Annotated in this window: 15 protein-coding genes and 2 pseudogenes; 13 read left to right on the top strand and 4 right to left on the bottom strand. The window is 33.4% G+C overall.

Annotation, left to right across the window (positions count from 1 at the left end; translation table 11 throughout):
* Window positions 1-78: 78 nt before the first annotated feature.
* Both PSA_RS18695 and PSA_RS18690 read right to left on the bottom strand, forming a co-directional pair.
* Window positions 79-1,221, bottom strand: a complete 1,143-nt coding sequence (locus PSA_RS18695) for a hypothetical protein (protein ID WP_042145450.1) — start codon at window positions 1,219-1,221, stop codon at window positions 79-81.
* 1,506 nt (window positions 1,222-2,727) lie between these two features.
* Window positions 2,728-3,183, bottom strand: a pseudogene (locus PSA_RS18690) (PepSY domain-containing protein); the annotation flags it as partial.
* 126 nt (window positions 3,184-3,309) lie between these two features.
* Here PSA_RS18690 and PSA_RS24765 point away from each other — a divergent pair.
* The 6 genes and pseudogenes from PSA_RS24765 to PSA_RS18650 all read left to right on the top strand — a co-directional run bounded on the left by PSA_RS24765 (window position 3,310) and on the right by PSA_RS18650 (window position 6,346).
* Window positions 3,310-4,548, top strand: a pseudogene (locus tag PSA_RS24765) (transposase).
* Between the two features lie 55 nt (window positions 4,549-4,603).
* Complete coding sequence (locus PSA_RS18670) at window positions 4,604-4,882, top strand: hypothetical protein (protein ID WP_127924116.1); 279 nt, start codon at window positions 4,604-4,606, stop codon at window positions 4,880-4,882.
* 158 nt (window positions 4,883-5,040) lie between these two features.
* The gene (locus PSA_RS18665) at window positions 5,041-5,289 is read left to right on the top strand and encodes a PAS domain-containing protein (RefSeq protein WP_042145436.1); all 249 of its coding nucleotides are present in this window, start codon (window positions 5,041-5,043) and stop codon (window positions 5,287-5,289) included.
* Window positions 5,286-5,534, top strand: a complete 249-nt coding sequence (locus tag PSA_RS18660) for a hypothetical protein (protein WP_042145434.1) — start codon at window positions 5,286-5,288, stop codon at window positions 5,532-5,534. The genes PSA_RS18665 and PSA_RS18660 overlap by 4 nt, the downstream gene beginning before the upstream one ends.
* A gap of 209 nt (window positions 5,535-5,743) precedes the next feature.
* Complete coding sequence (locus tag PSA_RS18655) at window positions 5,744-6,025, top strand: ATP-binding protein (protein ID WP_042145431.1); 282 nt, start codon at window positions 5,744-5,746, stop codon at window positions 6,023-6,025.
* Between the two features lie 99 nt (window positions 6,026-6,124).
* Window positions 6,125-6,346: a PGPGW domain-containing protein gene (locus PSA_RS18650; protein ID WP_042145430.1), complete on the top strand. Its 222-nt coding sequence runs from the start codon at window positions 6,125-6,127 to the stop codon at window positions 6,344-6,346.
* A 10-nt stretch (window positions 6,347-6,356) separates the two neighbouring features.
* On the opposite strand, the gene PSA_RS18645 is transcribed toward PSA_RS18650, so the two are convergent.
* The gene (locus PSA_RS18645; RefSeq protein WP_042145429.1) at window positions 6,357-7,160 is read right to left on the bottom strand and encodes an alpha/beta fold hydrolase; all 804 of its coding nucleotides are present in this window, start codon (window positions 7,158-7,160) and stop codon (window positions 6,357-6,359) included.
* Between the two features lie 201 nt (window positions 7,161-7,361).
* On the opposite strand from PSA_RS18645, the gene idi reads away from it, so the two are divergent.
* The 3 genes from idi to PSA_RS18630 all read left to right on the top strand — a co-directional run bounded on the left by idi (window position 7,362) and on the right by PSA_RS18630 (window position 11,574).
* Window positions 7,362-7,904 (top strand): isopentenyl-diphosphate Delta-isomerase, encoded by a 543-nt coding sequence (idi, locus tag PSA_RS18640; protein WP_042145428.1) that lies wholly within the window; start codon window positions 7,362-7,364, stop codon window positions 7,902-7,904.
* Between the two features lie 471 nt (window positions 7,905-8,375).
* Complete coding sequence (locus PSA_RS18635) at window positions 8,376-10,703, top strand: S8 family serine peptidase (protein WP_042145425.1); 2,328 nt, start codon at window positions 8,376-8,378, stop codon at window positions 10,701-10,703.
* A gap of 130 nt (window positions 10,704-10,833) precedes the next feature.
* Window positions 10,834-11,574 carry a ferredoxin--NADP reductase gene (locus tag PSA_RS18630; protein WP_042145423.1) on the top strand — a complete coding sequence of 247 codons (741 nt, stop codon included), beginning with the start codon at window positions 10,834-10,836 and terminating at the stop codon, window positions 11,572-11,574.
* A 17-nt stretch (window positions 11,575-11,591) separates the two neighbouring features.
* Here the strand turns inward: PSA_RS18630 and PSA_RS18625 are convergent, their stop codons facing one another.
* Window positions 11,592-11,882, bottom strand: coding sequence for a metalloregulator ArsR/SmtB family transcription factor (locus PSA_RS18625; RefSeq protein WP_042145420.1), 291 nt, complete (start codon window positions 11,880-11,882; stop codon window positions 11,592-11,594).
* Window positions 11,883-12,052: 170 nt separating this feature from the next.
* Here PSA_RS18625 and PSA_RS18620 point away from each other — a divergent pair, with 170 nt between their 5' ends.
* The 4 genes from PSA_RS18620 to PSA_RS18605 form a co-directional block, all read left to right on the top strand.
* Entirely contained in the window at window positions 12,053-12,484 is a 432-nt protein-coding gene (locus PSA_RS18620; RefSeq protein ID WP_042145418.1) for a YeeE/YedE family protein, read from the top strand.
* Between the two features lies 1 nt (window position 12,485).
* Window positions 12,486-12,911 carry a DUF6691 family protein gene (locus PSA_RS18615; protein WP_052379989.1) on the top strand — a complete coding sequence of 142 codons (426 nt, stop codon included), beginning with the start codon at window positions 12,486-12,488 and terminating at the stop codon, window positions 12,909-12,911.
* A 400-nt stretch (window positions 12,912-13,311) separates the two neighbouring features.
* On the top strand, window positions 13,312-14,022 hold the full coding sequence (locus tag PSA_RS18610) for a YebC/PmpR family DNA-binding transcriptional regulator (protein ID WP_042145416.1): 711 nt from the start codon (window positions 13,312-13,314) through the stop codon (window positions 14,020-14,022).
* Window positions 14,023-14,456: 434 nt separating this feature from the next.
* Window positions 14,457-16,857: collagenase (locus PSA_RS18605; RefSeq protein ID WP_197276854.1), on the top strand; the 2,401-nt coding region annotated here is incomplete at its 3' end.

Genomic DNA, 16,857 nt, shown 5'->3' with positions numbered 1-16,857 from the left:
TATAAATCTAAGACCATAAAAAAAGCATGATTTAATCATGCTTTTTTTATTGATAATAAGTGAGTTATAAAAGTTTTATTAGATCACATTTGTATCAGGACAAACAAAATCACTATATACACGACCTACTTTATCTGGTAATTCTTTAATTTCATCTTCAGATATCTTTTTCGATAAACTTTTTAAACCTTTTAATTTACCGTTAGAAATTATCATTTCTTCTACAAAATGATCAGTTGGTTCTAAATAATATAAGTAATCAAATTCTTCATCATTTATACGTTTTTTTATAGGTGAAGGTACTGTTTTTATTACATTTTTTTCAAGTAAATCTAACAATGCAGCTCGCATATCACGGCGTTTTGTTACGATTGATACTTGTGGTTTACCAAAAGATTCCATAATACGTAATAAGCTGATAGGTTCTTTTCTGTCTAATGTTGCTGATGTCCACATACTAGAAAGATATAAGTCTAAATAACGTGAAAAGGTTGAACCATAACAAGTTAATCTACTGAATAAAATTTGTCGATAACTTAAATTTGATATTTCTTGGACTACAAAATCACTAAATCCTATATAACAGCGGTCTCTTCCTCTGCCATTACCTTCAAGTTCAAGTACAGCATCAGACCATACATCATGAGTGATTTCAGCACGACGTTTTGGATTATTTTGATCTGTTTGACTAATACGAGTTTTAGAGTCTCTGATTATTGTTAATGATTCACGTATTTGTTCATAGCTTTTTGTTTTACCCATCAATTGAAGGTATTTTTTTATTTCGTATAAACTAAAACTTGTGCCATATCGCGTTATGCCACCAATAGACTTTCTTTCGAGACCATTTGTTGATGCGATTAAAAAAATTACTTTTTCAATAAGTTCTTCTGCATCAGAAGGTAGAGCATAAAATTCTACTTTTTCTTTAGTTTTACGATCTATTCTTTGGATCACAGCAGGTTGAACACGACAAGTATAATCCATACCCTGAATAGAAAAATTGTTTGAGATTGAAACTGTATTGGAAGCTAAATCAGCAACAGGTTTAATTGCGCCATATCCTCGATAGAATCTTGGGATCAAATCAATACTTGTAATGGAGTTTGAATATTTACGCTCTAAACTCAGATCATATTTATCCCCATCTAATACTTCGAATAAACGTAATCGCAAAGCTTCTTTCGGATCTACTTTGAAATCTGGTGTAGTTGCTAGCATTAGAGGTTCTCTTTTTCTTATTAGAATGATCTTTAAGTGTTTTGGATCATAAAATTTATATTTAAAGCATGCAAGATAGCTTTGGTTAGAAATAGAGATCTTTTTTTGATCACATATTTTTCTATGAAAAGGTAAATAAAAGGAATTGTTTTTAGATTAGGTTAAAAGAGTAGAATTTAATATTAAAATGAGGTGTTGGATTAGTTTAGGAAGGATGATTTAAGTTATTGATAATAAGGTTTAAAATAAACTAAACGAACTATATATCTAACCAATCGGATGCTTAATTCTAACCATTAAATAAGATATATCTAACTAAAGATTTCAAGATTTCTAACTAATAAGATCTTTGATGAGATCAATATTACTAACCAAGGTGATATCTATTTCTAACCATATTAGATCACTATTTCTGACTAATAATATTTAAAAAATAGATCTATCCACAACAAAACAAGCTTTTATGGGCTTTTAGATCTGTATTTCTTACTATCAAATACGTTATTTCTAACCAAAATAAATTTTTGCGATCAAAAGATCTAACTAAAAGATCAGATAATCTAATTAATAAGAACGGTATTTCTTACCAAAAAAATGAGTTACTCACAGGTAAAATACACATTTGATTTTCATTGTTAAACTTTATTTACAATAAATTTAAATTTTAATTACAAGTAATACTCATTTTGTTGTTTTTTAGATCAATGTTTAGATCCATATATTTGGTTAGAAATCGTGATCATTATTTCTAACTATATAAAAACTTAATTCGCATTTTTTAGTAAGAAATATGCTGCTTCATTATTTTTTAGTTCGAAATATGCGCCTTGAGATATTTATTGTATAAAAAACAGTTTAATTTTTGGTTTTTTGGTTAGAAACATCATGTTTATTTATTTATAGATCTAAATTTATAACCAATATATTGATTACTAAATCACGGAATATGGATTTTTTGGTTAGAAATATGCGACTTTATATTATGTTTTGGATCTTATGGTTAAAAAGCTCATGCAATGCAGATATGTTTGGTTAGAAATATGCTGTCTATATAGCTTAATTCGTATAGTTAATGAACTTTTTGAATATGTTTGGTTAGATATATGGTTCGTATTTTGGATGTTGATTAAATAACATACCAATTACTACCGTTTGTAGTAATTAGTTTGGTTAGAAATATGGTGTTTGATCTAAGATGTCATTTAGATCATATAAATATTTACAGTTTTTAGCTTAAACACTCTTATTTTTTGTTACATACCTTGCTATTAAGCAGGCATTAACATCACTTTTAAGCCTGCATTAAAGGTAATATACTCGAGTTATTACAAGGGGTATAAAAATACCAGTTGGCAGCAAAAAGTATTTAATATGAAAGATTTTAATTTAATATTTGAGATATTTTTCGACGTTTAAAAGGCTTAATTAACCGCCGCCACGAAAGTGTAAACCCGGTATATACTAAAAAACATGCTGCTAAAGAGGATAGGCCGGCGATAGTTTGTCCTATAAAACCAAAATATTGCCAGTATGTAAGAACCTAACGACTCCCCATGCTTGATCCCCACTTGACCAATCTGAGCATCGTTTAACTCGAATAACTTCTGCTGTATCATTTGATAAATATAGTGCATAGGCCATATCGTAGTTATTTCCAAGGCTTCGATCGATATAAAAACGGGTATTACCGACTTCACGACCAAATTTTAGCCACATTGAATGCCAATCGCTGGCACCGTTATCTTTAGCGTGTTGTTTTGCAAAATTAAACAATTCTTTATAAGTTTGCTGGCCATTAATTAAGTCTACGGGAATTCTCTTTTGGCGTGGGCCTGGAGGTGCTTCTGAATATGCCCCATAGAGTATTTCATTTGCCCAATTAAAATGAAATACAGTCGCTGTAATGACTATGATAAACAATGGAATTATTGTCCAAATACCCAACACATGATGCCAATTATAATGTTTGGCATGTCGGTTTTGTAACTATTCACTAGGGGTAAATTATTTTCTAATGATCCTTTTTAGCTATTGACCGATCCTGCCAGTTTGCCAAGCCAGTGCTATGACTTAATCGCCCTAGCTTCAATGAATTTAAACAGCATCAACATCACTGAAATAGTTGAGAAAACTAAAGCTCAGTTACAAGAAGATAAAAGTCTCACGCCTGCGTTGAAGCTGTCTATCGAGCTTATTCTTGTTATCGTTGTTATGCTTGCCAGTAAATTGGGACTTAACAGTAAAAATAGTCGTATTGCGCCATCAAAAGATATTAACCGAGAAAAACAAACCAAAGATAAATCAGATAAACCAACGGGTGGACAAAAAGTCCGAACGGGTAAAACGCTAACTTAGACAGATACACCGGATGAGATAGAAGTCATTTTAGTTGACCGAGACATGTTACCTCAAGGACATTATCGTGAGGTGGGTTTTCAAAAGTGGCAAGTTGTCGACATCGACATCAGTAAAGTGGTGACAGAATACCAAGCAAAAATTCTTGAAAATGCGTAAGGAAAACGTTTTGTTGGTGAGTTTCCAGAAGGCGTTAACAGTCCTATCCAGTATGGCGTTGTTGTGAAAGCGCATGCCGTTTACTTATCCCAATATCAATTACTCCATTATAACCCTATTGAAGAATACTTTGCCGACCAGCTCGGTATCCCCATCAGTGCGTGTAGTTTGCTTAACTTTAATGAGCAAGCCGATGAACTGGTCAAGTCATCAGGTGCAGAAGATATCATAAAAACGTCATTACAAAGCTCTCACCAAACGTTACATGTTGATGAAACTGGTATTAATATCGGTGGAAAACGGCGATGACTTCATGGCGCGTCAACGACGTCGTGGACGTATTTTTATCCTCATGAAAAAAGAGTAAAAATAGCGATGGATGACCTCAACTTAGATGAAGACACTAAGCGGCAGTACTTAACGCAATATCAAAAAATACTAGCCGGAGGTGAAATTGAATGCCCCGCGCCCGATGAAAACAGCCGTATAAAAGGTCAGCGAGGGCGATTAAAACGAACAAAATCCAGAGCATTGTTGGAACGATTAAGAGATTATCAAGATGATGTCTTACGCTTTCTGACGAGCGCTGGAGTTCCATTTACCAATAATCAAGGAGAGAATGATATCAGGATGACAAAAGTTCATCAAAAAATATCTGGATGTTTTAGAAGTATGCAAGGCGCAGAGATGTTCTGTTTGATCAGAAGCTATTTATCGACTTGCAGAAAACAATATGTATCTGCAAGCCTATCTCTTGAATTGCTATTCAAAAATCAGCTTCCAGGTGTATTTATTGAAGATAAGGCTGAATAGTTACAAAGGATCATTAGAAAATAATTTTCCCCTAGTGAATAGTTACTTAATTTCAATGATCAAAAGCAACGATGACATTATCGCTTCTTTACTTACTCTAAATAACCCAAAAGATAAAAAGTGGGATTTAGCAATAGAAAGTTCGGATGTGATTACGACAAATACTATTGGACTCATCGAACGATTAAAAAGTAATTATATAGCACAAGAGTTAAACTTAACTAATAAACATAAAAATGCGATTAATAAGTTGAAAGCATGGGTTTCAGGTTTAATTGCCATATATTTATTCATGATCATATTTGGTACACGCTGGATCATTAAAATATTGTAAAGCCACTAGAGAATATTACCCATATTGCGAATAAACAATTAGATACTGAAGAAGACATTAAATTTGTATAACACTATGGTCCGGAAGAAGTCATTGAGTTATCTCAAACCATTCAAAATTTAACGCAACACATTAAATTAGAAATAACGAAAGCTAAATTGCAAAGAAATGCAGATGAAGCTAATAAACGTATTACTAGCATAATGAATTCAGTACCCACTTCAATTATTTTAGTAAATGAAATAGGGATAATTAAGGAAACAAATAAAGCAGTTAATAAACTATTTGAAGCTGATGATAAGGATATTCTAAATAAAAAAATTGGTCATTTTTTACCAATTTTAGCTATGGTAAATGGTAACTTTGATAAAAATAGCGCAACAAAAACAATGCAAGAAGGTATTTGATCTTCAAATATAAAAAATCTTATATTGAATACTCAGGATGTTTAGTTTCTATTTTTGGTGAAAATCATTATTTAATTGCAATAAGTGATATTAATGATAGAAAACACGATCAATTGGCTTTATCACAATTAAATCAACAATTATTGCATGCTGAAAAAATGGCATCCATAGGTCAGTTAGCAGCAGGTATCGCCCATGAATTAATAACCCTATTGGTTATATACGAAGTAATATCGAGATATTAACTGAGTATTATCAAGTGATCATGGATTTTAAAAAACTTGTCATTGAAAATAAACCATCAACTGAAATTGAAACTTATTATTAAGAGCAAGATCTGGATTATATTTTTAATGATATTGAAGCTGTTATCAAATCATGCCAAGACGGAACAGGTAGAGTATCAAAAATAATCAAAGACTTAGGTAGTTACGTTCATCAAGACAATGAAAAAATGGAACCTGTAAATATCGATGAGCTAATAAACAAGAGCTTAGTATTAGTTGCAAATGAACTAGAATATAAGGTAGAGCTTATTACACAACTTGAAGCGTCTTCTGTAATTTATGGCTACCCGCAGAAACTACAACAAGTCTTTATTAATCTATTAGTGAATGCATCTCATGCAATACAGAATTCTGGCAAAGTATGGATCACAAGTAAACTTATTGATTCTGAAGTTAATAAAATAATTAATACACTAATATTTGGTCAAAATACGCAACTTATAAAATAAGAAATTTCATAATACATTGATTTTTAATTAGTAAAATAATGGAATGGAGTTTGCCTTCATAAATAATTAAAACAATCAATATTTATAAAGGACTAATCTATGAAACAAATGAAAAAAATAGCAATTACATTAGTAGGCGGTTTTTTACTTTTAATCGGCCTTTTATTTATTATTTTACCAGGCCCTGCAATTATCGTTATCCCATTAGCCCTTGTTTTGTTAAGTAAAGAATATCCAATAGCAAAGCAGTGGTTACGTAAATTTCAGCGATACTCACGTAAAAGTGCACAAAAGTTAGATGCGTTTTTTTCAAAAAGATAAATCAAAACATTTAAAATGTCTTAATAATACCTTTAATAAGTGCAGCAGTTTGTTCTGGCTTTTCTAATGGAAACATATGACCTGCATCTGCAAACTCTACTGTATTGATAATATTTTGCTTGGCAAAGCGTTTTACCGCTTTGCCAGTACATACACCATTTTGAGCATAAATTAATGTTGCAGGAATATTCAACTTACTTTTATAACTGCCAAGATTAACAGGTAGCGTTCTAAAAACTTCAGTTTCCACCTCAGCTGAGAATAATAACTCTTGTTTTTGATTTCTGTTAACAAACCCATGGTTTGCATAGTCAGATAAACAACGAATATCAAAGTTTTTAAATAATGATTTGTGTTTAAACTGTTCTACCATATTAGTATTTAATGGCCATTGCTTACGTCTTATATTTGATTTGCCCGCAGGGGATATTTTATCGAATAATTTTGTACCTTTGAGTAACTTCATCATAAAAGCTGTTGTGCCTGTAAAAGCCGGTGGATCTAGCATAATAAGGCCTTTAAAAAGGTCAGGTCTTTGACATGCTGCCATAAAGGAAATAACACCACCAAACGAATGTCCAATATTAATTACTTTTTCATGCTCTCGATTAAGTGCTTTTTTTTGTGTGATCACAAACGCGATTAACTCATCAACAAGGTATTGCCAATTATGGGTAATAGAATATAAAGGGTTATGCCCATACTTTTCTAATGCAATAACTTTAAAGTCATCGCTAAATAAATCTAAAAATGTATTGTAACTTTTAGCAGGGAAGCCATTAGCATGCACAAAATTTATGATGTCATGTTTCATTTTAAAGAATCAACCGTAGAGTTATTGCTCTATTTTAAATTAATAAACAAAATAACAATAATTTCATTTAATAGCTAATTATTTTCGGTCCACTATTTAAGTGAACTAAACTCATATATAAGTAAGGCTAGATGCAATTATAGACTCGCATCTAACCATACCTAGGTATATAATACATCGCGATTATTTTTGAGTATGTGTATGGAACGTAATAGAGTTGTATTAGTAGATGTTAATGATAATGAATTAGGTACTGCTGATAAGATGCAAGCCCATGAAAAAGGTTTATTGCACCGAGCATTTTCTATTTTTGTTTTACGAGAAACTAATGGAGTAAAAGAAGTATTATTACAACAGCGTGCATTAACTAAATATCATTGTGGCGGATTATGGAGTAATACATGTTGTTCACATCCGCAATCAGGTGAAAACATAACACAATCAGCAATTAACCGACTCACTGAAGAGTTAGGTTTTACCGTTAACAACCTTATTTGGGTCGATAGTCATTGCTATAAAACTAAATTATCTAATGATTTAATTGAGCATGAGTTTGATCATTTATTTGTAAAGCACCTCAGTAAACAAGCGTCAGACAAATTACAAATCCGACCTAATCCAGCAGAAGTAAATGCAATCGACTGGCTAAATATAGAACAGATAGAATTAGAGCTTAAAAACACTGCAAATAAATATACTCCTTGGTTTAAAGATACATTTTATAAAGTACTAGATAAATTATAGATAGAAGAGATAAACCGCTTCTATCTTGTTACAAAATATATGAAATCTTAATCATCAAACTCTAACTTGGTGACAACTAAAATATCATTTTAATTTAAAGATCCTTTTACCTCAACTTCAATACCGTTTTCAAAATCGTTTACCGTTCGGCCTTTAAAATCCGTAAACTCGTTTGTAATAACACTATGTCCATCAACTTTGATTAGTTAACATTTTAATGACAAAAACCACATAAAGTGGAATTTATTACCTAAATATTGCACTTTTATTATTCAGATAAACAAAATAGTAATCGAAAATTAAAATTTAATCCAATATTATCATAACCTTAAGTTTTGCATACTTTATGCATTTACATTCATTAACATAAGGGTTGTTAATTTAATGTTTCAGTTGTGTTTTTAGTGTTACCTTGGTGTTCCCAATACGGGCTAACAACAATTATAAATTGAAACATCCAGGGTAATAAATATGAAAAATACATCAACTAGAACCATTCTGATGACGGCGAGTGCTTTATCACTAGCAGTATCTACAGCCTTATATGCAGCACCAAAAGGTGTTCAGCTGACAGATAATGCTATTAACTCAGTTGCTTCATCACCTTTACCTAAACGCTTTATTATAAAATACAAACAAAATAGCACTGTTGGAATGGATGACAACTTTGCAGCTTTTGCTTCTGATGATTTATCAGTTGCATCTACAGTAAAAAGCAAATTACAAAGTCTTGGTGGACAGATAAAAGCTGAGCATAAAAATATAAATATTATTGCAGCGGAATTAAGTGCATCAGATGCTATCGCATTAAGCTTTGATAGCAATGTAGAATATGTTGAAGAAGATTTACCACGCCGTTTAATGGCACAAAATGTGCCATATGGCATTGGCATGGTTCAAGCAGATCAAGTTGATGACAGTGTTGCATCGGCAAGTTCTGGCGGTAAAAAAATCTGTGTTATTGATTCAGGGTTAGACTTACCACATGAAGATATGGGTGTTCGTGGAGACACGATAACAGGCACGAATGATAGTGGTACAGGTAACTGGTTTACACACGGTGGTCCTCACGGTACTCACGTTGCTGGAACAATTGCAGCATTAAATAATGGCATAGGTGTTCGTGGTGTGATCGGAACAAATCCAAACATGCATATCATTAAAGTATTTAATGAGGCCGGTTGGGGATATTCTTCTGATTTAGTTAATGCAATTAATACATGTAAAAATAACGGTTCTGATGTTATCAATATGAGCTTAGGTGGAACGGGTTCAAGTATTTCAGAAAAGAATGGTATAAAAGCAGCTTATGACGCGGGTGTATTACTAATCGCAGCAGCGGGTAATGACGGTGTTGTAACAAAAACAACTGACATTGAAAGTTTCCCTGCTTCTTATGATTCAGTAATGTCAGTTGCTGCAATTGATAGTGCAAAAGCACTTGCTGATTTCTCACAAAAAAATAGCCAAGTAGAAATTTCAGGCCCAGGTGTTGATGTATACTCAACTTATCATACAGGCGGTGGTTCTGTTGTTGAAGTTTCTGTAGCAGGGACTGGTTACGCAGCAAATGCAATGGAAAATCAAGGTACAGCAAGTGGTTCTTTGTATAACTTAGGAACTGGTGAAGCTATTGACAACGGTGCTTCTGGTCGTATTTGTTTAATTCAACGTGGTAACATATCTTTCCACGATAAAGTAAAAGCATGTCAAGATAGCGGTGGTGTTGGTGCGATTATTTATAATAATGCAGCTGGTAGCTTTGGTGGTACTTTAGGTGATACTAATGCAACTTCAATCCCAGGCGTGACAGTATCAGACACTGATGGTGCGGCAATGTTAGCTAACATTGGTATGAGCGCAAGCATCAATATTGGCGCGGGTAATTACGGTAAAATGAGTGGTACTTCAATGGCATCCCCTCATGTAGCTGGTGTTGCTGCTTTAGTATGGAGTCATCATCCTTCTTGTACAAATGTTGAAATCCGTAATGTTCTAAATACAACAGCGCAGGATCTTGGCGATTCTGGTCGTGATGTTAAATTTGGTTATGGCCTAGCACAAACTAAAGATGCAATTGATTACATCACTGCAAATGGTTGTGACGGAAGTGGTACAGGACCAGGTCCAGTTGAACCACCAGTAGGTAACACAGTACTTGAAAATGGTGTAGCTAAAACAGGTCTAGCAGCAACTACAGGTAATGATGTAGTTTACACTATGGAAGTACCAGCAGGCGCAACTGATATTTCTTTTGCTATGTCAGGTGGTACAGGTGATGCTGATATGTATGTTAAATTTGGTTCAACTCCTACAGATAACAGCTATGACTGTCGTCCATATGAGAGTGGAAATACAGAGTCTTGTACTGTGACTGATACAGCCGGTACTTATTATGTTCGTGTAAAAGCATATAGTAGTTTTTCTGACGTTTCTTTAACTGGTACTTTTACTGAATCAGATAATGGTGGCGGTAATGGTGGTGCAGTACAACCAGTAAATGAGACTGTGTCAAATATATCTGTAGCAAGAAGAAACTGGACTCGTTACACATATGATTTAACTGCAGGTTATGCTGATTTAACAGTAGCCATTGCAGGTGGTTCTGGCGATGCAGATTTATATGTTACACAGGGCAAGCAATCAACTAAAACAGCCTATGACTGTCGTCCATATGAAAATGGTAATGCAGAAACGTGTACATTTGCAACACCAGCTTCAGGTACTTGGTACATCGATATTTACGGTTACTCAGCTGCATCAGGTATGACTTTAACATTACAAGCAACACCTGAATAAAATAAACTAAATTTCCCAAATTGAGTTTATAAAGGGCAACATATGTTGCCCTTTTTTTGTTTCCAAAATATTGATTAATTGCATATTTTCTGTCATTTTTAAAGTAACTTTACTTTTCAAGGTGCATTAAATGGCAAATTGGCTAACAGGACAAGTTAAAGCAATAACATGGTGGAATGATAAGTTATTTTCATTAGTGATAAATGCCCCCATCAAAGAATTTAAGGCGGGTCAATTTACTAAATTAGCAATGAACATTGATGGTAAACGGGTTGCTAGAGCTTATTCATTTGTTAATTCACCTGAAGATCAAGATTTAGAATTTTATTTGATTAAGGTCGATGAGGGAAGCTTATCATGCCCTCTGGCAAGTTTAAAACCAGGAGATGAAGTTGAAATTTCAGAAATTGCCTCAGGTTTTTTTACGTTAGATGAAGTGCCAAAATCTGACCAATTATGGTTATTATCAACAGGTACTGCAATAGGACCCTTTTTATCTATTTTACAACAGCAAGCTGTATGGCAAAACTTTACTGAAGTGATATTAGTTCATGCAGTTAGAAACCAAGAAGACTTATCTTATCAAGAATTAATTAACGGCTTATGTCAAAAATACTCACAACTTAAGTATGTTTCCGTTGTGAGTCGCGAAGAAAACTCATTAGGTTTGGAGGGTAGAGTGCCTTATCTTTTAGATTCTGGAGAATTGTTTGATTTTTGTGGCATTACACCCTCTATCAATACGAGCCAATTTATGATCTGTGGTAACCCACAAATGGTTAAAGATACAAGTTCAATTTTAAATCAAATGGGCTACGAGCGAAATCGCCGAAAATCCCCTGGACATATAACTGTTGAGCAATATTGGTGATTTTATAGGTAACTAATTTAACAATATTCATTATGAAGTAGCGTAATCATCTTACTAACAATATCATCAGCGATACTATAATAAATCGTTTGAGATTCTCGTCTTGTTTTAACGAGTTTCTCTTTGCGTAATTTAGCTAAATGTTGAGATAGGCTGGATTGGCTTAAAGGAATAACTTCATTTAACTGTGTTACCGACATTTCAGAGATGCCTAAATGGCATAAAATAATCAATCTATTTTCATTTGACATCGATTTTAATATAGCCGCAGCTTTACCTGCTTTATCATGCATTTGTGTAATGCTCATTTCTTTCATTGATAATTAATAATATTTTAAAAATATAAGTATATATGACACACAATAAATGCAATAGCATTTTGTAATCCATAATTAAATTAGAGAAACCTAAATTAGTATTTGCTAATATATTTTTTTATTGTATTCTAAATCTTCAATATAATACTTCAAGGTATCACATGTTAAATGTTCTACTATATTTAATGCCATTAGTTGGTGGCATTTTAATTGGGTTATCGGCGTTAATTTTAATGATGTCTATAGGCCGAATTACTGGGATCAGTGGGATATCAAGTGGTTTGTTAAAAACAAATCCTGAGGGTGGAAAACTTTGGCGAATAACTTTTATAGTAGGCTTAGTTGTAGGTGCCTTTTTATTAGACATTTTCACTCATAACCAGCAAGTATCCACAGATGCACTTTCATTTCCAGTTATTATAGCCTCTGGTTTATTAGTTGGTTTTGGTTCTCATTTAGGCAGTGGTTGCACAAGTGGTCATGGAGTCTGTGGAATAGGGCGATTATCTATGCGTTCAATAATCGCTACTTGTTTATTCATGTTCAGTGGTGCCGTTACAGTATTTATTATCCGACATATTATAGGTCAGTAAAATGATTAAATATTTACTCATATTATTATCTGGGATACTGTTTAGCTTAGGTTTAGTTATTTCAACTATGATTAACCCAAATGTCGTTTTAAACTTCTTAGATGTATTTGGTACTTGGGATCCATCATTAATCTTTGTTATGTTGGGGGCTTTAATAACGGTAGCGATTGGCTTTAAAGTTATATTCAAACAAAAAATGCCAGTTTATGAAAAAAGGTTTCATCTGCCAAAAAAACAAAACATTGATGTAAAGCTTATCTCAGGGGCGATTATATTTGGAGTTGGGTGGGGATTATCGGGTTATTGTCCAGGTCCTGCAATTGCAAGTATATCTTATGGCATCTTAGAAGTGTTTTTATTCATATTAGCAATGTTAATTGGTTTTAAAAGTTCACAGTGGTTACAGCTAAGTAGTAAAAAATCCTGAGTTTTATCTCAATTGAAAAGTGATTCTCAAAACAAAAGTTATGCTTTATCTGCTAGGATAGGGCTGACGCCAATAAATTGATAAACTTATACGGTTTTTTACTTAGTCACTTATATTACACCATAACATCGTTTTTTTAATCATTTAAACACTAGCAGACAAACTACAAAAGGCTAATTTGATTTCAGGTTTGCAGCATAAAAATACACTTACAAAAATATTGATAAATGTATCATATTTTACAAATTTATATTGAGACATAAATTTCAATTCAAATTTTACTAAAGATTAAACCCACAACTAAATAATCTAAATAACATAGTTTTACTGGCGTTAGGGCACCTTTTACCGTTAAAATTGTACTTATATTTAAATGAAAGATTTTAAGGCTAGAATTCAGATGGGCAGAGCTTTCCAGAATAAAAAAAATGATATCGCTAAAACAGCTGGTCAAAAAACAAAAATTTACTCAAAGTACGGTAAAGAGATCTATGTTTGTGCAAAAAACGGCGGTGTAGATCCTGATGGAAATCTATCATTACGTCGTTTGATTGAACGTGCGAAAAAAGATCAAGTACCAGCTCATGTCATAGACCGTGCTATTGATAAAGCTAAAGGTGGCGGTGGTGAGGATTACAGCTCTACACGTTATGAGGGTTATGCGCCTGGTGGCACTATGATCATCGTAGACTGTTTAACTGATAACAATAGCCGTACTTTTGCTGATGTACGAGTTTGTTTTACAAAAGCAAAATCAAAAATTGGTGCTCAAAACTCTGTTTCTCATATGTTTGATCACCTTGCTATTTTTGTTTTTGATGGCGATGACGATGAGGCTGTACTTGAAGAACTTATGATGGCTGATGTAGATGTCACTGATGTGGAATGTGAAGATGGAAAAATAACAGTTTTTGCACCTCATACTGAATTCAATAATACAAAAACAGTTTTAGATGCGATGGGTGTTAAACTAGATGTAGAAGAAATATCTTTCGTACCTCAAAATATGACTGCTATCTCTGGAGAAGATGTAGAAATCTTTGAACGTTTCCTTGAAATGTTAGAAGATTGTGATGATGTTCAGAATGTATATCATAACGCTGAATTTTAAATCTATTAAAGTATAAAACAAAACCGCTTTAAGTATTAACTAAAGCGGTTTTTTATTTCCATCCTATCTTACCAGTCATTATTATTGTACTTTTTTCATTAATTTAATCATCACTGTAATCTTACCTTTTACTTCAGCACTATTTACCATTTTGTTTACATTAATTTACATACAAAAATAATCATCTAACTACCTGTTATATATCTTTTATTTATAACTTTATGGATTTTTTACTGTTAAATACTATAAAAAACACATTGCATACAATATATTTGATGTTATATATTAACTTTAGAAACATTGTTTTAACATTTGTTTCTAATTTAATAGGGATAAATTGGACACCTAAAATTGTTACATTAAACAGTTTTAGTGAAGGAGCCTCTGCTTTCAGAGTTTAGTGCCCTGACATTCAAGAAGTGAAGTGAATTATTATGAAGATAACTACAAAAAAAACATTATTAGCAAGTGCCGTTTTATTCTCACTAAATATGGGATCAGCACATGCTTCTCAGTTATGTGGTACGAAAACTTTAGATAGACAAGGCGAAGTCCCATTAAACCAAATGCAATGCATCACGGACTACGGTCATTATCTTTTTATCAATGTCCCTTATGAAAATAGCCAAGTAACTATCTCGACATCTGGTGGTATATTTTCAGGTAGTGATGCTGATATTATTTTATATGATGGGGATGATTGGAGCGGGAATGAAGAACAATCAAGTAAAACCTCAGGAACTAATGACGAAACATTAACTTTTACTTCTAGGGCTGGAAATCGATACTTTAGAATTTCAGGTAATATAGAACAAACGAGTTTAATAGTGACTGTAACAGGAGGAGACATTCCGCCTCCAATGGGTGATTACATTGTATTTAATACTGATATTCAAGTCTCTCTACCAGCACCAATAATCACATCAAAATCTGGCTACGGCAGTACAATTCCAGCTATTTTGGCTGCCAGTTATAGCGACTTTGAAGCCATTGCAAGCGCCAATGTTGATCCTATTACTCATGTCGCACAAGCACTTCATTATTTAGCCAGTACCAATGATTTAACTGATCCAGACCTAAATCAAATTTTATACTTTTTAGGTTCATATAAATATTATGCAGCAGATATGACTGATGCTGAAGCGGCCCAGTTAAGCATTGCTTTACAAGCAGTGGCTAAAATGACTGGTTTTTTAGGTGAGGGAGGGGCTGTAATACAAGAGGGATATGCTAAAGCATTAAATAATTTTGAGCGTAAAGCCGGTGCAGCATACTTTAAAGATCATCTTCCACATTTATTAGCGATAATTCAATCACATTCATTAACAACAAATCCATTTTCAATCAGTAATGCAGGCGATTCAACGATGGCATTATTAGGTGCGATTGGATCTGCAGCATATTATGGTGATGCCAGTGTTAAATCAGCAATTAATACAAATATGCTAGACGTTCTATCAGTACTGCGCTCTTTTGCATTTCTTGGTGAAACATCTTTAGATATGCGTTGGTCAACGGAAGCGGATCGAAAGTGGATTTTACCACATACTATGATAGCGCTAGGTAAAGTCGCGAGTATTGCTACTGATGAAGCAAAAGTACGTTTTGATAGCACTGTTTTAGAGATACACGGTAAAGTAACTAAGGATATTTCAGTTGAAACGACTGAAAAAATTATCACTAAAAACTACCTAGAGTCAGCAGGTCGTTTATGTGAATCGACAGATCCTTTATTCGGCAGTTGTGTTGTACCACCAAAAGAAGAAGATATATTAACAGTCTCCCATGCCTGTACTGATAAAATTACCATAAGAGCTCAAAGTAGCATTAGCCAAGCAACACTCGATCAATCTTGTGCTGATATGGCACTACAAGAAACAGAGTTCCATGCATTTTTTAATACTAACGGCATTCCAGTAACTGGTGATAAAAACGATACGATTGAAGTAATTGCATTTGCAAGTCCTACTGACTATGAAAAATATGCTCCTGAGTTTTTTGGGATCAGTACAGATAATGGTGGTATGTACTTAGAAGGCACACCTGAATCAGATACAAACCAAGCGAGATTCATTGCAATGCAATGTCCTGATGACTGGGTAGGTGGTTCTTGTCAATATATAGATCAAATCTACAATCTACGTCATGAATTTGTACATTACTTAGATGGCAGATATGTAAAAGCAGGTTCATATGGTTCATTTGATTACAATGTATCTTGGTCTGAAGGTATGGCAGAATACATGGCTAATGGTAATGATCATCCAAGAACATTAAATACATTAAAAGGCAAAACTATTCCACCATTATATAACTTACTATTTATGGCTTACGGCTATGATGAGTTATACCCTTGGAGTTATTTTGCTATGCGTTACCTATCAGAAGAACATCCAACAGAAATAGAAAGTTTAACTTCTGCATTACAGGCAGGTGATAATGCTGCTTATATCGAAGTGATCAAGGGGGTGGCTGAACGTACACAAAATGGTTTTGAAGCTTTTGTATTAGCAAATTCTGAAGCTGTGGCACCAAAAAGTGCACAATCACCATCAGCAGATACGATTGGTAGCTGTGATTTAGTTCAACAATATGCACGTCCTGTAGATGCTAATTCTACGAACTTTACATTTACAAATACAACTAACACACCAGTTTCTTTATTTTGGCTAGATAATAATAAAGGCACACCAAACTTTGGTAAAAACTATAAAACGTTAAGTCAAGGAGATACATATTCTTCTTCAAGTTGGAAAGTGTCAGATCGTATGGTCTTAACCGATAACAATATGAATTGTCTAGGTGTCGCTGTTATGGGCGAAAATACGAATACCT

This window comes from Pseudoalteromonas sp. '520P1 No. 423' (genome assembly GCF_001269985.1).
Classification (GTDB): domain Bacteria; phylum Pseudomonadota; class Gammaproteobacteria; order Enterobacterales; family Alteromonadaceae; genus Pseudoalteromonas.
The sequence above is the reverse complement of the archived record's forward strand: the minus strand, read 5'-3'. Positions and strand labels throughout refer to the sequence as shown.

Coding starts and splice junctions, on each gene's coding strand:
- PSA_RS18650 (WP_042145430.1), top strand. CDS start 6,125: ATGAAACAAATGAAAAAAATAGCAATTACATTAGTAGGCGGTTTTTTA.
- PSA_RS18620 (WP_042145418.1), top strand. CDS start 12,053: ATGTTAAATGTTCTACTATATTTAATGCCATTAGTTGGTGGCATTTTA.
- idi (WP_042145428.1), top strand. CDS start 7,362: ATGGAACGTAATAGAGTTGTATTAGTAGATGTTAATGATAATGAATTA.
- PSA_RS18610 (WP_042145416.1), top strand. CDS start 13,312: ATGGGCAGAGCTTTCCAGAATAAAAAAAATGATATCGCTAAAACAGCT.
- PSA_RS18625 (WP_042145420.1), bottom strand. CDS start 11,882: ATGAGCATTACACAAATGCATGATAAAGCAGGTAAAGCTGCGGCTATA.
- PSA_RS18635 (WP_042145425.1), top strand. CDS start 8,376: ATGAAAAATACATCAACTAGAACCATTCTGATGACGGCGAGTGCTTTA.
- PSA_RS18645 (WP_042145429.1), bottom strand. CDS start 7,160: ATGAAACATGACATCATAAATTTTGTGCATGCTAATGGCTTCCCTGCT.
- PSA_RS18655 (WP_042145431.1), top strand. CDS start 5,744: ATGGAACCTGTAAATATCGATGAGCTAATAAACAAGAGCTTAGTATTA.
- PSA_RS18630 (WP_042145423.1), top strand. CDS start 10,834: ATGGCAAATTGGCTAACAGGACAAGTTAAAGCAATAACATGGTGGAAT.
- PSA_RS18615 (WP_052379989.1), top strand. CDS start 12,486: ATGATTAAATATTTACTCATATTATTATCTGGGATACTGTTTAGCTTA.
- PSA_RS18695 (WP_042145450.1), bottom strand. CDS start 1,221: ATGCTAGCAACTACACCAGATTTCAAAGTAGATCCGAAAGAAGCTTTG.
- PSA_RS18670 (WP_127924116.1), top strand. CDS start 4,604: ATGATCAAAAGCAACGATGACATTATCGCTTCTTTACTTACTCTAAAT.